Source organism: Devosia epidermidihirudinis, assembly GCF_000971295.1.
GTDB classification, from domain to species: Bacteria; Pseudomonadota; Alphaproteobacteria; order Rhizobiales; family Devosiaceae; genus Devosia; species Devosia epidermidihirudinis.
Window position 1 is genome coordinate 1 of sequence record NZ_LANJ01000001.1, and the last position, 18,679, is coordinate 18,679.

At 61.6% G+C, this 18,679-nt stretch carries 18 protein-coding genes; 5 read left to right on the top strand and 13 right to left on the bottom strand.

Annotated elements, in window-relative coordinates; all coding sequences use genetic code 11:
• Positions 1–93 precede the first annotated feature (93 nt).
• The 7 genes from rhaM to WH87_RS00035 all read right to left on the bottom strand — a co-directional run bounded on the left by rhaM (position 94) and on the right by WH87_RS00035 (position 6,449).
• Positions 94–426, bottom strand: coding sequence for an L-rhamnose mutarotase (gene rhaM, locus WH87_RS00005; RefSeq protein ID WP_046137842.1), 333 nt, complete (start codon positions 424–426; stop codon positions 94–96).
• Entirely contained in the window at positions 423–1,418 is a 996-nt protein-coding gene (locus WH87_RS00010) for an ABC transporter permease (protein ID WP_046137841.1), read from the bottom strand. The genes rhaM and WH87_RS00010 overlap by 4 nt, the downstream gene beginning before the upstream one ends.
• Entirely contained in the window at positions 1,411–1,812 is a 402-nt protein-coding gene (locus WH87_RS19220; RefSeq protein WP_197410691.1) for an endonuclease domain-containing protein, read from the bottom strand. The genes WH87_RS00010 and WH87_RS19220 overlap by 8 nt, the downstream gene beginning before the upstream one ends.
• A 170-nt stretch (positions 1,813–1,982) precedes the next feature.
• On the bottom strand, positions 1,983–2,960 hold the full coding sequence (locus WH87_RS00020; protein WP_046137840.1) for an ABC transporter permease: 978 nt from the start codon (positions 2,958–2,960) through the stop codon (positions 1,983–1,985).
• On the bottom strand, positions 2,957–4,462 hold the full coding sequence (locus WH87_RS00025) for a sugar ABC transporter ATP-binding protein (RefSeq protein ID WP_046137839.1): 1,506 nt from the start codon (positions 4,460–4,462) through the stop codon (positions 2,957–2,959). The genes WH87_RS00020 and WH87_RS00025 overlap by 4 nt, the downstream gene beginning before the upstream one ends.
• A gap of 155 nt (positions 4,463–4,617) precedes the next feature.
• The gene (gene rhaS, locus WH87_RS00030; RefSeq protein WP_046137838.1) at positions 4,618–5,601 is read right to left on the bottom strand and encodes a rhamnose ABC transporter substrate-binding protein; all 984 of its coding nucleotides are present in this window, start codon (positions 5,599–5,601) and stop codon (positions 4,618–4,620) included.
• A gap of 41 nt (positions 5,602–5,642) precedes the next feature.
• On the bottom strand, positions 5,643–6,449 hold the full coding sequence (locus WH87_RS00035; RefSeq protein WP_046137837.1) for a DeoR/GlpR family DNA-binding transcription regulator: 807 nt from the start codon (positions 6,447–6,449) through the stop codon (positions 5,643–5,645).
• Positions 6,450–6,634: 185 nt separating this feature from the next.
• Here WH87_RS00035 and WH87_RS00040 point away from each other — a divergent pair, with 185 nt between their 5' ends.
• Both WH87_RS00040 and rhaI read left to right on the top strand, forming a co-directional pair.
• Positions 6,635–8,734, top strand: a complete 2,100-nt coding sequence (locus WH87_RS00040) for a bifunctional rhamnulose-1-phosphate aldolase/short-chain dehydrogenase (protein WP_046137836.1) — start codon at positions 6,635–6,637, stop codon at positions 8,732–8,734.
• 145 nt (positions 8,735–8,879) lie between these two features.
• Positions 8,880–10,169 (top strand): L-rhamnose catabolism isomerase, encoded by a 1,290-nt coding sequence (gene rhaI / locus WH87_RS00045; RefSeq protein ID WP_046137835.1) that lies wholly within the window; start codon positions 8,880–8,882, stop codon positions 10,167–10,169.
• Positions 10,170–10,444: 275 nt separating this feature from the next.
• Here the strand turns inward: rhaI and WH87_RS00050 are convergent, their stop codons facing one another.
• Positions 10,445–11,941, bottom strand: coding sequence for a CoA-acylating methylmalonate-semialdehyde dehydrogenase (locus WH87_RS00050; RefSeq protein ID WP_046137834.1), 1,497 nt, complete (start codon positions 11,939–11,941; stop codon positions 10,445–10,447).
• Positions 11,942–12,183: 242 nt separating this feature from the next.
• Here WH87_RS00050 and WH87_RS00055 point away from each other — a divergent pair, with 242 nt between their 5' ends.
• On the top strand, positions 12,184–13,059 hold the full coding sequence (locus tag WH87_RS00055) for a LysR family transcriptional regulator (protein WP_046137833.1): 876 nt from the start codon (positions 12,184–12,186) through the stop codon (positions 13,057–13,059).
• Here the strand turns inward: WH87_RS00055 and WH87_RS00060 are convergent.
• Positions 13,056–13,955: a LysR substrate-binding domain-containing protein gene (locus WH87_RS00060; protein WP_046137832.1), complete on the bottom strand. Its 900-nt coding sequence runs from the start codon at positions 13,953–13,955 to the stop codon at positions 13,056–13,058. The two genes, WH87_RS00055 and WH87_RS00060, sit on opposite strands and share 4 nt — an antisense overlap.
• A gap of 118 nt (positions 13,956–14,073) precedes the next feature.
• Here WH87_RS00060 and WH87_RS00065 point away from each other — a divergent pair, with 118 nt between their 5' ends.
• Both WH87_RS00065 and ybaK read left to right on the top strand, forming a co-directional pair.
• On the top strand, positions 14,074–14,253 hold the full coding sequence (locus tag WH87_RS00065; protein WP_156167842.1) for a hypothetical protein: 180 nt from the start codon (positions 14,074–14,076) through the stop codon (positions 14,251–14,253).
• A gap of 540 nt (positions 14,254–14,793) precedes the next feature.
• Complete coding sequence (ybaK, locus tag WH87_RS00070) at positions 14,794–15,267, top strand: Cys-tRNA(Pro) deacylase (RefSeq protein ID WP_046137830.1); 474 nt, start codon at positions 14,794–14,796, stop codon at positions 15,265–15,267.
• Between the two features lie 73 nt (positions 15,268–15,340).
• On the opposite strand, the gene WH87_RS19225 is transcribed toward ybaK, so the two are convergent.
• The 4 genes from WH87_RS19225 to WH87_RS00080 all read right to left on the bottom strand — a co-directional run bounded on the left by WH87_RS19225 (position 15,341) and on the right by WH87_RS00080 (position 18,636).
• Positions 15,341–15,484: a DUF1127 domain-containing protein gene (locus WH87_RS19225; RefSeq protein WP_082092407.1), complete on the bottom strand. Its 144-nt coding sequence runs from the start codon at positions 15,482–15,484 to the stop codon at positions 15,341–15,343.
• Positions 15,485–15,747: 263 nt separating this feature from the next.
• On the bottom strand, positions 15,748–15,879 hold the full coding sequence (gene cydX, locus WH87_RS19230) for a cytochrome bd-I oxidase subunit CydX (protein ID WP_082092408.1): 132 nt from the start codon (positions 15,877–15,879) through the stop codon (positions 15,748–15,750).
• Between the two features lie 10 nt (positions 15,880–15,889).
• Positions 15,890–17,038: a cytochrome d ubiquinol oxidase subunit II gene (gene cydB, locus WH87_RS00075; RefSeq protein ID WP_046137829.1), complete on the bottom strand. Its 1,149-nt coding sequence runs from the start codon at positions 17,036–17,038 to the stop codon at positions 15,890–15,892.
• A complete protein-coding gene (locus tag WH87_RS00080) occupies positions 17,035–18,636 on the bottom strand; it encodes a cytochrome ubiquinol oxidase subunit I (protein WP_197410695.1) in 1,602 nt (533 codons plus the stop codon). Before WH87_RS00080 ends, cydB begins: the two co-directional genes overlap by 4 nt.
• Between the last annotated feature and the right edge of the window lie 43 nt (positions 18,637–18,679).

The following is an 18,679-nucleotide window of genomic DNA, read 5'->3' on the forward strand; positions in this document are numbered from 1 at the left end:
CCCCTCAGCGCCCCCGCACAACCCCAATCCCTCCCCATCGTCATTGCCCGGCCCGTCCGGGCAATCCACCCATCCCCACGCCTCGCAACCCCCTCACTTCATCCAGAACATCGGCGTCAAATCCACCGACACCGGCTCATTCTTCTCGTTGGTTGCCATCACGTCGGCCATATGCGCCCACCAGCGCTGCATCACCGCCGTTGCGGGCAGGCCGTCCATGCCGTGATCGCGCCGCCGCCACAGCACGCCGAACAGTATCCCGGTCTCTTCGTCGAGGTGGATCGAATAGTCCTTCACGCCCGCCTCGTGCAGCAAGTCGACGAGTTCGGAGAAAATCTCGTCATGGCGCTTTTTGTATTCAGCCGCCATGCCGGGATTAAGCCGCATCTTGAAGGCGTGCTTTTCGTAGTCGCCGTCCACAATCATGCCCGCTGCCTCCACATCTTGAACAGGATCGGCAGCGCGATCACCACGATCAGCAGCGAGCCGGTGAAGATGGTCATGACGATCCCCGGCACATTGAGCAGACCCAGCCCGAACGTTACCAGCCCGACGATCAGTGCGGCCAGCACCACCCCGATGATCGAGCCCGCGCCGCCCAGGATTGACACCCCGCCCAGCACCACCATGGTGATCGCCTCAAGCTCAAAGCCCTGCGCAATCGACGGGCGGGTGGAGCCCAGCCGCGCTGTCAGCAAGACCGCCGCGATGCCGCTCATCAGGCCCGTCAGGCAAAACAGGATGAACTTGATGCGCTCGACACGCACGCCGGAGAACTTCGCCGCCACATCATTATTGCCGATGGCAAACACGCGCCGCCCGAAATTGGTCCGGTGCAGCAGCACATAGAAAATCACCGCCGCGACGAGGAACAGCACCAGCTCGAACGAGATCACCCACCAGACATAGCCCTGCCCAAACCAGGAAAAGCTGGCCGGATAGCCCTTAAAACTCTGATCGCCCAGAACGATAAAGGCGATGCCCCGGAACAGGCTCATCGTGCCGATAGTCACCACAATCGACGGTAGTTTCAGCCCGGTGACCAGAAAACCGTTGAACGCCCCACAGGCAATCCCCGTGCCCACGCCGATCAACACCAGCACCGGCGTATCGGCCCCAAACTGCAGCGCCAGCCCCATCAGCGTTGACGCCAGCGCAATGATCGCCGCCACCGACAGATCGATCTCCCCCGAGATGATCAACAGCGCCATCGCCAGGGCAATCAGCGCCTTTTCGGTAAAGTTGAACGTCAGATCGCTCAGGCTCCACGCATTGAGGAAATACGGTGACGCAAACGAATTGACCGTGAAAATCACCACAGCCACCAGCACCAACAGCGTCTGCCAACCCAACAGCGCCGACCGCAACGGATTATCCAGCCGATCAGGCAGCTGGCGGTGAAGAGAAGTGTCAGTCATCGCTATGTTCCGATCGAGCACTGGACAGGCTTCCCTCCCCCTTGTGGGGAGGGAGTGAGGGTGGGGGTAGTTCGAGCGCCAGAATGACCTTGGTCATCACGCCCTCCAGATTGCGCATCACGTCGCGATTGCTGACGCGCATGATGCGATATCCCTGACTGTCGATGAACGCATCGCGGGTGGCGTCATGGGCAAAGGCGCTCTCGGAACCATGTGTGTCGCCGTCGACCTCGATCACCAGGCGATGCGCGTGGCAGGCGAAGTCCGCGTAGTATTTGCCCAGCGGCACCTGCCGACGAAAATGAACATCTGGGAGCGCTCGAAGAGCATTCCACAGCCGGGCTTCCGGGGCGCCCATGCGCTTGCGCAGTTGTCGTGCACGCTCAATGCTCAACCCCACCCCCACCCTTGATCCCTCCCCACAAGGGGGAGGGAGACGCAGGCTACTCCGCCCACTTCTCACAGCACGATAGCGTTTGCTCAGGACGTTGGAAGCCAAGGAGCAGGCCTCCCTCCCCCTTGTGGCGAGGGAATGAGGGTGGGGGCGAACTGATCGCGGCCCCATCACACCCCCTCCGCCTTCTTCAAAATCACGCGGCCCTTGTTGCGTTCGCCACGGGCGTTCAGCACCACCGCCAGCAGGATCGCCGAGCCGGAAATCGCCATCTGCCAGAAGGGCGAGATGTTGATGACGGGGAGCGCGTTGTTGATGACGCCGAGGAACAGGGCGCCGAGCAGCGCGCCGCCAACGGTTCCGATGCCACCGGCAATCGACACGCCGCCGATAACGCAGGCCGCGATGATGGTCAGCTCATAGCCGCTGGCCACTTCAGTCGAGGCGATCACATAGCGCGAAATCCAGAGATAACCCGCCAGCCCCGACACCGCCCCGGCAATGGTGAAGGCCAAAAACTTGGTCCGCCCCACATTGATGCCGGTATAGACCGACGCCGTGGGATTGACGCCGATGGCGTAGAGCGAGCGGCCCAGCGCCGTGCGTGTCATCAGCACATAGAACAATGCCGCGACCACGATGGCGAACCAGCTTAGTATCGGCAGGCCAAGGAAGGCGCCGCGCTGCAGCTGAATGAAGTCGGGGCTCATCTGCGCCGCGTTGACCCAGGCGCCGCCCGAGATCACAAACACCAACCCGCGGAAAATCGTCAGCGTGCCCAGCGTTACGACGATGGCCGGAATGTTGAGCTTCCACACCAGAATGCCGTTGAACGCGCCAAGCGCACCGCCAACCACAATGCAGCCCGCGATCAAAACCGGGATTGGCACGCCGGGAAAAGCAGCGTTGACCATGGCGACGATCATGCCGGTCAGCGCCAGATTGGCAGCCATGGAGAGGTCGATCGACCGCGTCAGGATCACCACCATCTGCCCCAGCGCCAGCATCATCAGGATCGACGTGTCGTTGAAAATGGTCAGCAGATTGCTCGGCTGGGAAAAGCGTGGAAAGCGCAGCGTCACCGCAATGACGACCACGACAATGGCCAGTGCCAGCCAGAGTTCACGATGCTTGGTCAGCGCCTTCATGCTGCCGCTTCCTCTGCGATACCGGCTGCTAGGCGCACCAGCGTTTCGGGCTTCAGCCCTTTGTTGTCGAGCGTGTCGACGAGCCGTCCCTCGCGCATCACGACGATGCGGTCGCTCATTCCCAGCACTTCGGGCAGCTCGGACGACACCATGATGACCGACAGCCCCTGGCTCACCAGCTCGCCCATGAATTCATGCACCGCAGCCTTCGAGCCGATATCGATGCCCTTGGTGGGCTCGTCCAGAATGATCACCTTGGGGAGCGTCGCCAGCCATTTGGCGATCACCACCTTTTGCTGATTACCGCCCGACAGGGTCGACACGTCCTGGCTCAGCGAGGAGGCGCGCAGGTCCAGCCGTTCGGTATAGGTCCGCGCCAGCTTGAATTCCTCGGCCATGCGCAAAAAGCCGGACTTGGAGGTCTTTTTCAGCGAGGGCAGCGACACGTTCTGGAAAATCGGCTGGCTGGTGATCACACCCTGCTTGCCGCGCTCTTCGGGCACATAAACAATGCCCGCATCCACCGCGTCGGCCGCCGATTTCGGCGCAATCGCCTGCCCGTCCAGCACCATGCTGCCACTCGACAGCGCCGTCATGCCGAACACCGCCTGCATCACCTCGGAGCGTCCTGCCCCCACCAGCCCGTAAAAGCCCAGAATTTCGCCCTTGCGCACGGCAAAGCTGATGTCGTCGAATTCAGTCGGGTGGCTCAGCCCCTTGGCTTCCAGCACCACGTCTCCCAACGCCGCGTTGCGCGCGGGGAATATCTGATCGACGGCGCGCCCCACCATCATCTGCACGATCTGGCTTTGGCTGGTTTCGGCAATCATGCCCTTGCCCACCATTTCGCCATCGCGAAACACGGTGTAGCGGTCGGCAATGCGATAAATTTCATCGAACTTGTGCGAGATAAAGAGGATCGCCTTGCCATCCTCTTTGAGCAGCTCGATCAGCACATAGAGGTCTTCGATTTCCTTCTGGCTCAGCGCGGCGGTCGGCTCGTCCATGATGACGATCTGCGCGTCAATCGACAGCGCCCGCGCCACCGCCACCAGATGCTTTTTGGCGATGCCCAGCTCCTTAAGCTTGATATCGGCATCAATGCCGGCGGCCATGGAATCGAGGGTTTCCTGGGCTTCGGCGCGCATCGTCTTCCAATCGATCATCCCGAAACGATTGATGGGCGCATGGCCGAGATAGATGTTTTCGGCGACCGTCAGTTCGTCGAACAGCACGGTTTCCTGATGGATGGCGGTAATCCCCGCCGCCGAGGCCGAATGCGCCGTCGGCAGATGCACTTGCCTGCCCGCCACATGGATGTCGCCCGCGTCTGGCTGGTAAATCCCGGTCATCACCTTGACCAGCGTCGACTTGCCCGCGCCATTTTCGCCGATCAGCGCCGTCACCTGTCCGGCAAACAGTTCCAGCGAAACACCATTGAGCGCCCGCACACCGGGAAAGCTCTTGGTTATGCCGGAGAGGGTCAGGATAGGATCGGTCATTGGTGACTTGGTCTCTCCGCACCGTCATTGCCCGGCTTGTCCGGGCAATCCAGGCGATGCGTCCGCGAAAGGTGGACCACCCGGACAAGCCGGGTGGTGACGACAATTGGTCGATAGGACGGGCCCGACGCCAAAACGCCGGGCCGCGATAGAGATCAATAGATCTTGGAGAATTCGTCGATGTTGGACTTGTTGAACTCGAATGGTGCAGCCATGGCTGCCGAGTTGGTATCGTCCAGGGTCACTTCACCGACGCGGCCGATCGACAGCTTGGCGCCTGGCTTGGCTTCTTCGCCCTTGATCAGGTCATTGGCGAGATACACAGCCGAGTACCCGAGATCGATCGGGTTCCACAGGGCCACGGCCTGCGATGCACCATTGTCGATGAACTGCTTGAACTCGGATGGCAGCGCCAGGCCGGTCACGTTGATCTTGCCGATCAGGTTCTGGTCGGTCACCACCTGAGCCGCCGCCACAACACCAACCGTGGTTGGAGCGATGATGGCCTTGAGGTCTGGGTAGGATGCGATCAGGCCCTTGGCTTCGTCGGTCGACTTCACCGAGTCATCGTCGCCATAGACAACCGAGACGAGGTTGATCTTGGGGAACTTGGCTGGGATGGCTGCCTTGGCGGCTTCGATCCAGGCGTTCTGGTTGGTTGCGGTGGATGCAGCCGACAGAATGGCAACATCGCCGCCATCTGGCAGATAGTCAGCAGCCAGCTTGATGATGGTTTCGCCGATCAGGCCGACGTCAGATGGATTGAGGTGAACCTGGCGGCCGGCTTCAGCAACACCCGAGTCCCAGCTGACAACCTTGATGCCGCGTTCCATTGCCTTCTGCAGGGCTGGCACCAGTGCGTCCGGATCATTGGCCGAGATGGCGATGGCGTCGACCTGCTGAGCGATCAGCGAGTTGATGACTTCGATCTGAGCTTCGGCGGTCGCGGCGGTTGGACCGGTATAGATGACTTCGACGCCAAGTTCCTTGGCCGCTTCCTGGGCGCCCTTGTTGGCCGCGTCGAAAAAGCCGTTACCGAGCGACTTCACCACCAGCGCGATGCGGGTCTGAGCGAAGGCTGGGGTGGCAAGCAGAACCGCGACGGCAGTCGTCGCGGCCAGAATCTTCAGAAGTTTCATTTCGTTTCCTCCCTGGAACGTTCACGTCTTCAACCTCTGGTTCACGCCACCGTCGCTTGACGGTCACTGAGGCCATTGGTTTCCGCCACGATGAGCCGCACCCCTGCCGTTTCCAGCATCTGGCGGTCCTCGTCGCGTATTCCGCTATCGGTGATGACAGCGGTTATCCGGTCGAGCCCACACAGGATGAGGCTCGATCTCCCCGAAAACTTGGATGAATCCGCAAGCACGATCAGCTCTTCAGCCTGCCCGATCAGACCCAGTTCGGATTGCACGATCATCGGATCGGCCTCCATCAGCCCGAGCTGCCCGATCCCCTGGCAACCGATAAACATGCGCTTGGCGTAAAAGTGCGAGGCCACCACGCCGCCAAACGGCGACAGGATGACGTTCTGCTCGCGATAGACCGTGCCGCCCGGAATGATCACCGAGTTGCGCGAGTTGTGGATGAGATACTCAGCGATGGCGAAGCTGTTGGTGAACACGCTCATGCGCCGCGCCGTCAGATGATGCACCATCTGGTAGGTCGTGGTGCCGCCATTGATGATGATCGGCTCGCCATCGCGGCAGAGCTCCGCCGCTGAGCGGGCGATTGCGCGTTTCTGCGCGATATTGAGCGTTTCGTTGACCGAAAAGGGCCGCCCCATCAGCGCGGACTGTTCGGGCGGGTTCACCGCCTCTGCCCCGCCGCGCACCCGGCGCAGCTCGCCCCGCACATGCAGGGCCGCAATATCGCGGCGAATGGTGGCTTCCGACGAGCCCGTGATCTCGCACAACTCGGCAACGGTCACCACGGGACGCGTCTGCACGGTGGCAATGATGACTCTGTGGCGCTCTGTTTCGTGCAATGCAGCTATCTCCCTGACGCATTCCTTCACACCGAATTCAATCACTGTCAATCACGAAACGATCATGAACGAATGATGTTGGGTGGATATGCTTGTTTATGATCGTTTCTGATTGACACCATTGATCGATCGTGGCCATCTCCGGCACAACTAAGACCAATCGATCCTCTGGGAGGAGCCATACCATGTCCACCACCGCGCCCAAGCGCCTTGCGAACCTTTGGGACGACGCCAAGGCCGCCGCCATGAGCGAGCCTGAACGCCTCGTCTATCGTTCAAACCTGCTCGGCTCAGACAAGCGCGTGACCAATTACGGTGGCGGCAATACGTCTTCCAAGATCATGCAAAAAGACCCGCTGACCGGCCAGGAGGTCGAGGTTCTCTGGGTCAAGGGCTCGGGCGGCGACAGCGCCTCGATCAAGCTCGATGGTTTTTCGACGCTCTATATGGACAAGCTGCGCGCGCTCAAGGGCCTCTATCGCGGCGTCGAGTTTGAAGACGAGATGGTGGGCTACCTTCCCCACGCCACCTTCAATCTCAATCCCCGCGCCGCCTCGATCGACACCCCGCTGCATGCCTACGTGAACCACCCCTATGTGGACCACATGCATCCCGACGCGATCATCGCCATCGCTGCCTCGAAGAACTCCAAAGAGCTGACCAAGCAGATCTTCGGCGACACCATTGGCTGGCTGCCATGGAAAAAGCCGGGCTTTGAGCTGGGCCTGTGGTTGGGCAAGTATTGCGAAGAAAACCCCAATGCCAAGGGCCTGATCCTTGAGTCCCATGGCCTCTTCACCTGGGGCGACACCCCCAAGGAATGCTACGAAACCACCATCGGCATCATCAATCAGGCCATCGAGTGGTTTGAGGGGCAGACAGAGGGCAAGACCATTTTCGGTGGGCAAGCCGTCCAATCGCTCGACGCCGATGCCCGCCGCGCCATTGCCGCGCGCCTGATGCCAAAAATCCGCGGCCTGATCTCGGAAGACAGCCACAAGCTGGGCCATTTCGACGACAGCGCCGCCGTCCTCGAATTCGTCAATTCCAAGAACCTGCGCCCGCTGGCAGCGCTGGGCACCTCGTGCCCCGACCATTTCCTGCGCACCAAGATCCGCCCGCTGGTGATCGATTTCAACCCGGCCAATCCCGATGTGGACGCCGTCATCGCCGGCCTTGCCGACCAGATCGCCGCCTACCGCGTCGACTACCAGGCCTATTACGACCGCTGCAAACACGACAACTCGCCGCCCGTGCGCGATCCCAATGCTGTCGTCTATCTGATGCCCGGCGTCGGCATGTTCACCTTCGCCAAGGACAAAGCCACCGCCCGCATCTCGGGCGAATTCTATGTCAACGCCATCAACGTGATGCGCGGCTCTTCGACCGTGTCCGAATATCAGGGGCTGCCCGAGCAGGAAGCCTTCGACATCGAATATTGGCTGCTTGAAGAGGCCAAGCTGGCCCGCATGCCCAAGCCAAAATCCCTCGTCGGCAAGATCGCTCTCGTCACCGGCGGCGCTGGCGGCATCGGCAAAGCCACAGCCGTTCGTCTGCTGCGCGAAGGCGCCTGCGTCGTCCTCGCCGATATCGACGAGACTGCGCTGACCACTGCCAATGACGAACTCTCGAAAGCGTTCGGCGCCGACGTCGTGCGTCCGGTCATCATCAACGTGACCAAGGAAGAGGCCGTCATTTCCGGTTTTGCCCATGCCGTGGTCGAATTTGGTGGCCTTGATATTCTCGTCTCCAACGCGGGCCTCGCCTCCTCGGCTCCCATTGAGGAGACCACGCTCGAACTCTGGAACAAGAACATGGACATCCTGTCCACGGGCTATTTCCTCGTCTCCCGCGAAGCCTTCCGCCTGTTCCGCGCCCAGAAGATCGGCGGCAATGTCGTCTTCGTCGCGTCCAAGAACGGCCTTGCGGCTTCCCCCAACGCCTCGGCCTATTGCACGGCCAAGGCCGCTGAAATCCACCTGGCCCGCTGCCTTGCGCTGGAGGGTGCCGCTGAGCAAATCCGCGTCAACACCGTCAACCCGGACGCCGTGCTGCGTGGTTCCAAGATCTGGGCCGGCGAATGGCTCGAACAGCGCGCCTCAACCTACAAGACTGACAAGGATGGCCTTGAGGAAATGTATCGCGAGCGCTCCATGCTCAAGCGCTCCGTGTTCCCCGAAGATATCGCCGAAGCCATCTACTTCTTCGCGTCCGATGCCTCATCCAAGTCCACGGGCAACATCATCAATGTCGACGCAGGCAACGCCCAGTCGTTCACGCGTTAGGAACATCGCCTATCCCGCCTTCACCCTCAGTTCCTCCCACACGGTAGGGACGCAGGAACCGCCAGCGCCGAACTGGCAACCTCCCTCCCCCTTGCGGGCAGGGTCGGGGTGAAGGTGGGAGCCACGAATTTGGGGAGGAGCCCTTATGACCGATCACATCATCGATCCATCCGTCGTCGAAGCCGAAAACGCCAAGCTTTCGACCGATCTGCGCAATGACTATGATAGCCTGGGCGAACGCCTCGACCGTCGCGGCATTTCCATCGACGCCATCAAAAACAAGGTCGCCGCGTTTAACATCGCCGTACCGTCCTGGGGCGTCGGCACCGGCGGCACCCGGTTTGCCCGCTTCCCCGGCAAGGGCGAACCACGCGATATCTTCGACAAGATCGAAGACTGCGCCGTCATCTCCCAGCTGACCCAGGCCACCAACACGGTGTCCCTGCATATTCCATGGGATCGGGCCGATCCCAATCGCCTCAAGCAGGCCGCATCGCGCTTTGGCCTCGGCTTTGATGCGATCAACTCAAACACCTTCGCCGACGAAAAGGGCAAGCTGCAGTCCTACAAGTATGGCTCGCTCTCGGCTGCCGACGCGGCAACCCGCCAGCAGGCCATCGAGCACAATCTGGAATGCATCGACATCGGCAAGACCATCGGCTCCAAGGCCCTGACGGTCTGGATCGGTGACGGCTCGAACTTCCCCGGCCAGGTCAATTTCGCCCGCCAGTTCGAGCATTACCTCGACTCGATGAAGACCGTTTACTCCGCCCTACCCGATGACTGGCGCATCTTCACCGAGCACAAGATGTACGAGCCGGCCTTCTATTCGACGGTCGTACAGGATTGGGGCACCAACTACCTCATCGCCAAGGAACTGGGCGACAAGGCCTATTGCCTCGTCGATCTCGGCCACCACGCGCCGAATGTGAACATCGAGATGATCGTCTCCCGTCTCGCCCAGTTCGGCAAGCTCGGCGGTTTCCATTTCAATGACAGCAAATATGGCGACGACGATCTCGACGCCGGCTCCATCGATCCGTTCCGCCTGTTCCTCGTGTTCAACGAACTGGTCGACGTGGAAAGCCGCGACGCCGATTTCCGGCCCGCCCACATGCTCGACCAAAGCCACAACGTCACCGACCCGATCGAGTCGCTGATGCTCTCGGCCTCCGACGTGCAGCGCTCCTACGCGCAGGCCCTGTTGGTGAACCGAAATGAGCTGTCGGCGGCGCAGGATGCTAACGATGTGCTAACCGCAGCACAGCACTTGCGCGTGGCCTATCGCACCGATGTCGAACCGATCCTGGCCATGTCACGCTTCGAAAAAGGCGGCGCCATCGACCTGCTCGCCACCTACCGCGCCTCCGCCTACCGCGCCCAAGTCGCCCAAATCCGGCCCGAAGTGGCGGTTGGCTCCAGCGGCATCGTGTGATCACCGGCCGTCTGGGAAAATGGACTAAGTACGCCCACCGCCCCCGCAGTCGACTTCCCTCCCCCTTGTGGGGAGGGAAGCGAGATAGGACTTGGCTTTAGCTAAGTCCGTGATCGAGCCGGGTTGGGGGTATCTGTCCCCACCCTGGATCGTCACCCTCGGGCTCGACCCGAGGGCTCTTCACTTGCCGGGCCCAAAAAGAACCCTCGGGTCAAGCCCGAGGGTGACGATCTGTGGAGGCAAAAGCAGTTGGGACCACCGATCCCTCAATCTCCTTACTTCATCGTCGGCATCTGGAACTCTGCGCCGTCCTTGATCCCGCTTGGCCAGCGCGCCGTCACCGTCTTGGTCTTGGTCCAGAACTTGATGCCATCCGTGCCGTGCTGGTTCAGATCGCCGAACGAGCTCGCCTTCCAGCCGCCGAAGCTGTGATAGGCCAGCGGCACCGGCACTGGCACGTTGATGCCCACCATGCCGACATTGACCCGCGCTGCAAAGTCGCGCGCCGCGTCGCCGTCGCGGGTGAAGATCGCCGTGCCATTGCCATAGGGGTTGTCCATGGTCAGCTTCAGCGCTTCTTCATAGCTATTGGTCCGCACCACGCTCAGCACCGGTCCGAAAATCTCTTCCTGATAAATGTCCATGTCGGCGGTGACATGGTCGAACAGCGTCGGCCCAACGAAATAACCGTTCTCATAGCCCTGCAGGCTGAACCCGCGCCCATCGACAGCCAGCGTTGCCCCCTGCGCCACGCCCTTTTCCACGAGGCCATTGATCCGCTCCTTGGCCGCCTTGGTGATCACCGGGCCCATTTCGCTGGCCTTGTCGCTGGCCGGACCAACCTTGAGCGCGTCGATGCGAGGCTTGAGCGCCGCGACGATCCGATCCGCCGTTTCCGCACCCACCGGCACAGCCACCGAAACCGCCATACAGCGCTCGCCAGCCGAGCCGAACCCTGCGCCCATCAGTGCGTCGGCGGCCTTGTCCATGTCCGCGTCGGGCATGATGATCATGTGGTTCTTGGCCCCGCCAAAGGCCTGCACGCGCTTGCCCTCGCCTGCCGCCGTTGCATAGACATACCGGGCAATCGGGGTCGAACCGACAAAGCTGATCGCCTCGATCTTGGGGTGGTGCAGAATGCCATCCACCACCGCCTTGCCGCCATGAACGACGTTGAGAATGCCTTTGGGCAGACCGGCCTCAATCGCCAGCTGCGCCAGCTTCACCGGCACAGATGGATCGCGCTCCGATGGCTTGAGGATAAACGCGTTGCCCGCCGCAATCGCCGGCGACAGCATCCACAGCGGGATCATCGCGGGGAAGTTGAACGGCGTTATCCCCGCGCCAATCCCCACGGGCTGGCGCATGGAATACATGTCGATGCTGGGGCCCGCCCCGTCGGTGAACTCGCCCTTGAGCAGGTGCGGCGCACCGGCAACAAACTCGGCCACTTCCAGCCCGCGCACGATATCGCCCTTGGAGTCGTCAACCGTCTTGCCATGCTCGATGCTGAGCAGCTCCGCCAATTCCTGCATGTCGCGGTTGATCAGGGCCACGAAGTTGAAGAACACGCGTGCCCGGCGCTGCGGATTGGTCGCCGCCCACTTGGGCTGCGCGGCCGCAGCAGAAGCGACAGCGGCTTCCAGGTCTGCCTCGGTCGCCAGCGCCAGCCGCGCCTGCACCTCGCCGGTCGCCGGATTGAACACGTCCTGAAACTCGGCGCTGTTGCCTGTGGTTTCGACGCCGTCGATGAAGTGACCAATGGTCCGCATGCGCTCTCTCCTTGTTTAGCGGCATCATCGGCGCTACATTGGATCATGCGCAACGCGATAGATTTTGCACCTGTTGTGCGTAAATTATAGTGCGAGGCGGATACCCCCACCTAGCCTCCCCCTGAAGGGGGAGGAACAGATCGAGGTTGAGGCGCGATGTTGCCAAACCCACCGCCCAGATTCCTCCCCCTCATCAGGGGGAGGCTAGGTGGGGGTACTCCGATCCTTCAAAGGAAACTCGAATGAACTGGGACGACACCCGCATCTTCCTCGCCGTCGCCCGCAGCGGGCAGATCCTGGGCGCGGCCAAGGCGCTCAATCTCAATCACGCCACCGTCGCTCGCCGCCTCACTGCGCTGGAAGAGGCGCTGGGCAGCAAGCTGTTCACCCGCAAAACCAATGGCTCCGAGCTTTCCGGCGAGGGTGAGCGCTTCCTCATCCATGCGGAGCGGATGGAGAGCGCCATGCTCGCCGCGACCGAAGCGGCGGGCGCCGATAGCGCCATTGAGGGCACGGTCCGCGTCGGCGCCCCCGACGGGTTCGGCGTTGCCTTCCTCGCGCCGCGCCTGGGCGAGTTGACGGAGCGTCACAAGGGCCTGCGCATCGAACTGGTCCCCGTGCCCCGCGCCTTTTCGCTGTCGCGCCGCGAGGCCGATATTGCCGTGACGCTGGAGCGGCCGCGCGAGGGGCGCCTTGTCGCCCGCAAGCTCACCGATTATCGGCTGGGGCTCTATGCCTCCCGCGCCTATCTCGAGCGCAACGGCACGCCGGACAGTCTCGATGCCCTGCCCGCTCATCGCCTTGTGGGTTATGTCGAAGACCTGCTGTTCACCGCCTCGCTCGATTACACCGGCGAGTTCACCCGCCTCTGGCGATCATCGCTCGCCATTTCATCAGCCATGGGCCAGACCGAGGCGGTGCGCGCCGGCGCAGGCATTGGCATTCTTCATGCCTTCATGGCGCAGCGCGATCGCGATCTGGTGCCGGTGCTGCCGCAACACACCCTCACCCGCAATTACTGGACGGTGATGCACGAAGATTTGCGCAACCTGCGCCGCGTCGCGCTGGTGTCCGAGTTCCTCTCGGAAATCGTCACGCGGGACCGAGCGATCTTTTAGCTTTCGCCACGCAGCGGCTTGGTCGCCTCCAGCATCCAGTCGCGAAACCGCTTCACCTTGGGCGCGTTGCGGCGGCTTTCGGGATAAACGAGGTAATAGCCCCACCCCGCCGACGCCAGCAGCGGAAACGGCTGGATCAGCCGCCCAGAGGCTATCTCGTCGCGGAAAAAGGCTGGCGTCAGCATGGCCACGCCGCGCCCCGCCATGGCCGCCGAACCCAACAGGCTCTGTAGCCCCAGCATACTCAAGGGCCGCCCTTCGGTCGTATAGCCAGGCACCCCCGCCGTCGCGAACCACAGATCGAGCCATTCGTCTTCCGGGTCGAGCACCGGCAGTTTCAACAGGTCCTCGGGCCGTTTGATGCCGCCAATTGTCTCGGCCAATTTGGGGCTGAGCAGCGGCGAAAAATCGGCTTTCAGCAATAGGTGCGAGACCACACCGCTGGCCTGCGGCGCCGGTAGAGTGCGGATGCCGATATCGAACTGATCGCGCACCAGATCCACCAGCCCACTGGAGCTATCCAGCCGCACGGCAATGTCAGGGTGGGCAATCTGAAACAGCCCCAAATTCTGCGCCAGCCACTGACTGGCAAAGGTCGGCACCGAGGTAATCGACAGCAGGTTGTTCACCTCGCCGCTGGTGTCGTCAAAGGCGGTCCGCATCAATTCAAACGCCTGCTCCACCTGCGGAGCGAGCTTGGCGCCCACCTCGCTGAGCGCGATCTGGCGCGGCTTGCGCAAGAACAGCGGCGTGCCGACGCGCTCCTCCAGCAGCTTGATCTGATAGCTCACCGCCGCCTGGGTCATCCCCAATTCCTCGGCCGCCTTGGTAAAGCTCAGATGCCGCGCCACGGCCTCAAAGGCGCGCACGGCGGTCAGGGGCGGAAGCGCGCTCATGCATCAGTTCTCCTTATGCATACCCTTCCAGCTTTAGTTGGAAATCGCCCCAATCTCCAGTCATTTTGCAGATATCAGAATTGACGCAGGAGCCATCCCCATAAGGATGGTCGCAGCCATGACCGCCCTCGCAAAGCCCCTCACCGCCCCCTTCCGCCTCCCCACATTCGTCTGGCCACGGCTCGACAAAACCGACCGCAAGCGCAAGCAGGCCACCATCGACCTGATCCACGCCTCCCCCCACCTCCGCCGCGACATCGGCTTCGACTCCGACTACCGCGGCGAACGCGGACGATAGTGAGGGTGGCGCTGGTGGCGATGTGCTCCAACTACTCACTGAGCCGTCACCCTCGGGCTTGACCCGAGGGGCCTGCACTTCGCGGTGGTTACAGCAAGAACCCTCGGGTCGAGCCCGAGGGTGACGAACGGAGGGCGGGGTGAATTGAGGGCTCGCACCGCCACTAAGAAGTGCCCTAGAGACCGCTCCCGCCCCCCACCGCCGCACCCTAATCCCACCGCGTCATTCCCGCGAAAGCGGGAATCTCCCTTGCGATGTTGAAGGGGGATTCCCGCTTTCGCGGGAATGACATCGTGGTGGTGGCGGGATGGAGTTTGAGATACCCCGAATGCCACCACACCCACCAGCCCGTCACCCTCGGGCTTGACCCGAGGGCCCTATACTTCCTGCGATGGCAGCCTCCCCCTCGGGTCGAGCCCGAGGGTGACGAGCGGTGGGGATGTACTAAGCTCGGCGCTTGGCCTTTGGTGTGGTTCACCAGCGCCGCAACCCTGTGCTACCATCGCCGCCGATCCCAAACACAGTCTCCAAGCCCGTCCCATGTCGAAAACCACCCCCGCCACCCTCGCGCTGAGTAAGCTCGGCCTTCCCTTCGAAACTGCGACCTATGAGTACAATCCGGACGCCGATCGCGTTGGGTTGCAGGCGGCAGAGGCCATGGGGGTTTCGCCCTCCATCGTGCTCAAGACGCTGATGGCCGAAGTCGATGGCAAGCCCGTTTGCGTCGTGGTGCCGTCGGATGAAGAAGTGAACATGAAAAAGCTGGCTGCCGCTTTTGGAGGCAAATCGGCCCATATGATGAAGCCAGCCGACGCGGAGCGCCTGACTGGCTATAAAGTGGGCGGGATCAGCCCATTTGGGCAGAAGAAGGCCGTTCCGACCGCAGTCGAGGAACTGGCAACGCTGGAAGACGAAGTCTTTCTCAACGGCGGGCAGCGCGGATTACAGATCCGGATGAAGCCCGACGATCTGGTTACCGCGCTGGGCGGCAATGCTGCAGATCTCATTCGCTGAATACAGTATTCAGAAAAGACAAAAGGCACCCAAGAGGATGCCTTCATCTACATAGCAGCGATTTCAAGAAATCTTAGATGGTCTTGCCGCGTGCGATGTTGCGGATGTCACCGCGGGTGATGCCCAGGTCGTTGAGCTGGCGTGCGTCGAGAGCATTGAGCTCGCGCATGGTGCGCTGATACTGAGCAAACTGTGCGATTTTCTGGCGGATGTTCATTTCGGTTCCCCTTCGTTTGATGACCTCTATGTAGATCCACTGTGTCGTGATTAGAAGGTAGACTCTGTGCACATCCGTTATGCAGTGGGTGCACGCGAAATAGGCAGGCCATTCATATTCGCTTCATCCACGCAGAGGTCGCAGCCCCTCTACTTCACCCACAAAGACACAGCCAACACACTGATATACCTAACGAAAACAGGCGCCACTTGCGCGGCGCCTGCATTAATAGATTTTTGACCATCTGGACAAGAGCCATGCAGCTAGCGCTGGATTGGTTCCTGTCCTGCCTCTTCTGCATGCCGGCGGTCTTCGCGCAGCTCAAACCACATCGCATTCAGGATGCCGAAGCTGCAGGCCAGCCCCAGGCCGAGTATCCAGGAAAAGTACCACATTGCGGGCCTCCTAATAGGCGTTGGGGTTCTTGTCGATGCTCTGGGTGGACACAGGCCCGCGCATGACGCGGAAGACCCAGCCGGTATAGAGCACGATGATGGGCAGGAAGAAGACCGTCACCAGAAGCATGATGAACAGGGTCAGGTGGCTCGAGGAGGCATCCCACAGGGTCAGGCTCGAGTTCGGCACTGTGGAGGATGGCAGCACGAACGGGAACAGCGACAGGCCGGCGGTGCTGATGATGCCGAAGATAGCCAGGCTCGATGCCAGCAGCGTTGGCAGGCGCAGCCGCAGCTGCAACCCGATCAGCGCACCCACCAGACCGACAAAGCCCAGCACTGGCGCAGTGATCATCCAGGGATAGAGGCTGTAATTGTTCAGCCACCCGCCCGTGGACAGGGCCACTGTCTTGGCCAGCGGATTGATCGGCGCATTGGGGTCGATCACGCTGGTCACGGCGTAGCCCTGAATACCATAGGCGATCCACAGCCCACCCAGCGCAAACAGCACCAGCGTCACGATGGCCGCGAGGCTGCCGAAGGTGCGGGCCCGGTCGGCCACGGGGCCGATGGTCTTGCCCGCGATAACGGCGGCGCCCTGCGTCACGATCATCCCCAGGCTCACCAGCCCGCACAGCAGCGCAAACGGCATGAGCAGCTGGAAGAAGTTGCCCGTGTAGAAGTTGCGCATCGTGTCATCGAGGTGGAATGGCGCGCCGAGCAACACATTGCCCACCGCCACGCCGAAGATCAGCGATGGCACAAAGCCACCGATGAACAGGGCCCAATCCCACACGGCGCGCCAGCGGTCGTCCTTGATCTTGCCGCGGAACTTGAACCCGACCGGACGCAGGATCAGCGCCAGGAGGATCACGATCATCGCCAGATAGAAGCCCGAGAAGCTGACCGCATAGAGTGGTGGGAAGGCGGCGAAAATGGCGCCACCGCCCAGGATCAGCCAAACCTGGTTACCTTCCCAGGTCGGGCCCATCAGGTTGATCAGCACGCGGCGTTCGGCGTCGGTGCGCGCGGCGAAGGGGAGCAGCGTGCCCACCCCCAGATCGCGCCCACCCATGATGGCAAAGCCCATCAGAAGAATGCCGAGCAGAGCCCACCAGATGAGGCGCAGGGTTTCGTAGTCGAGCGGAATGGAGCTCATGATCCGATTTCCTTGGTGGCGGGCGTTGCGGCGACGGCGACCATGACATGGTCGATATCGTCAGAGTCAGGCGCGTCGAACAGCGTGTCCTTGGGGCCGGCTTTGATCACCTTGATCATCAGGATGACCATGATGACCAGAAGCGTCGAGTACAGGGCCACAAAGAAGCTCAGCGAGATGACGAGGTCCCAGAAGTGGAGCCCAGAGGCGGCATAGAAGGTGGGCAACACGCCCTCCACCACCCAGGGCTGCCGACCGAACTCGGCGATGAACCAGCCCGACTCGATGGCCACCCATGGTAGCGGCAGCACAAGCAGGCCGATCCACAGCATGGGGCGGTTGGTGTCTAGCCAGCCGCGCGAGGCGCGGTAGAACCAAACGGCAAAGAACGCGATGAAGAAGAAGCCCAGACCCATCATGATGCGGAAGGTCCAGAACAGCGGCCAGACGTCTGGCACGGTGTCGGCGGCGGCCATCTTGATCTCGGCCTCGGTCGCGTTGCCGACGTCCTCGCGATACTTCTTGAGCAGCAGGCCATAGCCCAGGTCTGCCCAATGTTCGTCAAACGTGGCCCGCGCTGCGGCGTTCGTGCCATCGGCGCGAATTTCCTGCAGGGCGTCATAGGCGATCATGCCGGTGCGAATGCGCGCTTCAGCATTGTGAACCAGTTCCTCGATGCCGGGCAGTTCCTTGTCCAGCGAACGGGTCGTAATGATGCCGCCCAGCCATGGAATGCTGATCGAAAATTCTGGCGCGCCGCCATCAGGTCCGGGCAGAGCGAAGATCGTCCAGGGCGCCGGCGCCGGCTCGGTGTGGAAGCTGGCTTCCATCGCCGCGATTTTCATCTTCTGGTTTTCCGTCGCGACATAGCCGCTTTCGTCACCCAGCACGACGACCGACAGGGCCGAAGCCAGACCGAAGCTGGCGGCCACGACCATCGAGCGCTTGGCGATTTCGATATGCTTGCCCTGCAGCAGGAACAGGCACGAAATGGCGAAGATGAACACCGCGCCCAGCAGATAGCCGGCGCTGACGGTGTGCACGAACTTGGCCTGCGCCACCTGGTTGAAAATGACGGCGATGAAGTCGGTGACTTCCATGCGCATCGTGTCGGGATTGAACTTCGCCCCGACCGGGTTCTGCATCCAGCCATTGGCTACAAGGATCCAGAGCGCCGAGAAGTTGGCGCCCAGTGCCATCAGCCAGGTCACGACCAGGTGGCCGATCTTGCTGAGGCGATCCCAGCCGAAGAAGAACAGACCGATAAATGTGGCTTCGAGGAAGAACGCCATCAGGCCTTCGATGGCCAGCGGCGCGCCGAACACGTCACCCACATAATGGCTGTAATAGCTCCAGTTCATGCCGAACTGGAATTCCATCACGATGCCGGTGGCGACGCCCATGGCGAAATTCACACCAAAAAGTGTGCCCCAGAACAGGGTTGCCTTGCGCCAGACCTCGCGTCCGGTCATGACGTAGACGCTTTCCATGATGGCTATCAGGATAGCCAGACCGATGGTGAGCGGAACGAAGAGAAAATGATACATCGCAGTGGCTGCGAACTGCCACCGCGACAGTTCGACAACAGTCATGTCGATCATGGCGCTACTGCCCCTATGGTTGGCGGCACGCCTGAGTCGC

Coding starts and splice junctions, on each gene's coding strand:
- WH87_RS00055 (WP_046137833.1), top strand. CDS start 12,184: ATGAACTGGGACGACACCCGCATCTTCCTCGCCGTCGCCCGCAGCGGG.
- cydX (WP_082092408.1), bottom strand. CDS start 15,879: ATGTGGTACTTTTCCTGGATACTCGGCCTGGGGCTGGCCTGCAGCTTC.
- cydB (WP_046137829.1), bottom strand. CDS start 17,038: ATGAGCTCCATTCCGCTCGACTACGAAACCCTGCGCCTCATCTGGTGG.
- WH87_RS00020 (WP_046137840.1), bottom strand. CDS start 2,960: ATGAAGGCGCTGACCAAGCATCGTGAACTCTGGCTGGCACTGGCCATT.
- WH87_RS00040 (WP_046137836.1), top strand. CDS start 6,635: ATGTCCACCACCGCGCCCAAGCGCCTTGCGAACCTTTGGGACGACGCC.
- WH87_RS00010 (WP_046137841.1), bottom strand. CDS start 1,418: ATGACTGACACTTCTCTTCACCGCCAGCTGCCTGATCGGCTGGATAAT.
- WH87_RS19225 (WP_082092407.1), bottom strand. CDS start 15,484: ATGAACATCCGCCAGAAAATCGCACAGTTTGCTCAGTATCAGCGCACC.
- rhaS (WP_046137838.1), bottom strand. CDS start 5,601: ATGAAACTTCTGAAGATTCTGGCCGCGACGACTGCCGTCGCGGTTCTG.
- WH87_RS00025 (WP_046137839.1), bottom strand. CDS start 4,462: ATGACCGATCCTATCCTGACCCTCTCCGGCATAACCAAGAGCTTTCCC.
- rhaM (WP_046137842.1), bottom strand. CDS start 426: ATGATTGTGGACGGCGACTACGAAAAGCACGCCTTCAAGATGCGGCTT.
- WH87_RS00060 (WP_046137832.1), bottom strand. CDS start 13,955: ATGAGCGCGCTTCCGCCCCTGACCGCCGTGCGCGCCTTTGAGGCCGTG.
- ybaK (WP_046137830.1), top strand. CDS start 14,794: ATGTCGAAAACCACCCCCGCCACCCTCGCGCTGAGTAAGCTCGGCCTT.
- WH87_RS00050 (WP_046137834.1), bottom strand. CDS start 11,941: ATGCGGACCATTGGTCACTTCATCGACGGCGTCGAAACCACAGGCAAC.
- rhaI (WP_046137835.1), top strand. CDS start 8,880: ATGACCGATCACATCATCGATCCATCCGTCGTCGAAGCCGAAAACGCC.
- WH87_RS00065 (WP_156167842.1), top strand. CDS start 14,074: ATGACCGCCCTCGCAAAGCCCCTCACCGCCCCCTTCCGCCTCCCCACA.